We start from the raw sequence: 1,781 nt of genomic DNA, 5'->3' as shown, positions 1-1,781 counted from the left end.
AAGGTAGACCTTTGAAAACTGAACAAAGTTTCGACGAATCAAATGTGTAGGGTCTTCAATCATAATGATTTGAAGCAAAACATTTGCGAAGTCAATTCGCTTAATTAATTTGAATTAGAGCTATTCAAGTTCTTATATTTTATATGAGAGTTTGATCCTGGCTCAGGATGAACGCCGGCGGTGTGCCTAATACATGCAAGTCGAGCGCACTGGCCCAACTGATATGACGTGCTTGCACTGAATTGACGTTGGATTCCCAGTGAGCGGCGGACGGGTGAGTAACACGTGGGCAACCTGCCCTGAAGCGGGGGATAACATCTGGAAACAGGTGCTAATACCGCATAACAACGAAAACCACATGGTTTTCGTTTCAAAGATGGTTTCGGCTATCACTTCAGGATGGGCCCGCGGTGCATTAGCTAGTTGGTAAGGTAACGGCTTACCAAGGCGATGATGCATAGCCGAGTTGAGAGACTGATCGGCCACAATGGAACTGAGACACGGTCCATACTCCTACGGGAGGCAGCAGTAGGGAATCTTCCACAATGGGCGCAAGCCTGATGGAGCAACACCGCGTGAGTGAAGAAGGGTTTCGGCTCGTAAAGCTCTGTTGTTGGAGAAGAACGTGCGTGAGAGTAACTGTTCACGCAGTGACGGTATCCAACCAGAAAGTCACGGCTAACTACGTGCCAGCAGCCGCGGTAATACGTAGGTGGCAAGCGTTATCCGGATTTATTGGGCGTAAAGCGAGCGCAGGCGGTTGCTTAGGTCTGATGTGAAAGCCTTCGGCTTAACCGAAGAAGTGCATCGGAAACCGGGCGACTTGAGTGCAGAAGAGGACAGTGGAACTCCATGTGTAGCGGTGGAATGCGTAGATATATGGAAGAACACCAGTGGCGAAGGCGGCTGTCTGGTCTGCAACTGACGCTGAGGCTCGAAAGCATGGGTAGCGAACAGGATTAGATACCCTGGTAGTCCATGCCGTAAACGATGAGTGCTAGGTGTTGGAGGGTTTCCGCCCTTCAGTGCCGGAGCTAACGCATTAAGCACTCCGCCTGGGGAGTACGACCGCAAGGTTGAAACTCAAAGGAATTGACGGGGGCCCGCACAAGCGGTGGAGCATGTGGTTTAATTCGAAGCTACGCGAAGAACCTTACCAGGTCTTGACATCTTGGGCTAACCTAAGAGATTAGGCGTTCCCTTCGGGGACGCAATGACAGGTGGTGCATGGTCGTCGTCAGCTCGTGTCGTGAGATGTTGGGTTAAGTCCCGCAACGAGCGCAACCCTTGTTACTAGTTGCCAGCATTTAGTTGGGCACTCTAGTGAGACTGCCGGTGACAAACCGGAGGAAGGTGGGGACGACGTCAGATCATCATGCCCCTTATGACCTGGGCTACACACGTGCTACAATGGACGGTACAACGAGTTGCGAACTCGCGAGAGTAAGCTAATCTCTTAAAGCCGTTCTCAGTTCGGACTGTAGGCTGCAACTCGCCTACACGAAGTCGGAATCGCTAGTAATCGCGGATCAGCATGCCGCGGTGAATACGTTCCCGGGCCTTGTACACACCGCCCGTCACACCATGGAAGTTTGCAATGCCCAAAGTCGGTGGCCTAACCATTTGGAGGGAACCGCCTAAGGCAGGGCAGATGACTGGGGTGAAGTCGTAACAAGGTAGCCGTAGGAGAACCTGCGGCTGGATCACCTCCTTTCTAAGGAATAAAACGGAAACCTACACATTGTTGAAACTTTGTTTAGTTTTGAGAGGTTTACTCTCAA

Annotated in this window: 1 rRNA gene; it reads left to right on the top strand. The window is 51.3% G+C overall.

Features of this window, described 5'->3' with window-relative positions:
• Nucleotides 1-139: 139 nt before the first annotated feature.
• Nucleotides 140-1,714: ribosomal RNA gene (locus HUK45_RS09250) — 16S ribosomal RNA — on the top strand.
• Nucleotides 1,715-1,781: the final 67 nt, after the last annotated feature.

Source organism: Limosilactobacillus urinaemulieris, from assembly GCF_014838745.1.
Classification (GTDB): domain Bacteria; phylum Bacillota; class Bacilli; order Lactobacillales; family Lactobacillaceae; genus Limosilactobacillus; species Limosilactobacillus urinaemulieris.
The sequence above is the reverse complement of the archived record's forward strand: the minus strand, read 5'-3'. Positions and strand labels throughout refer to the sequence as shown.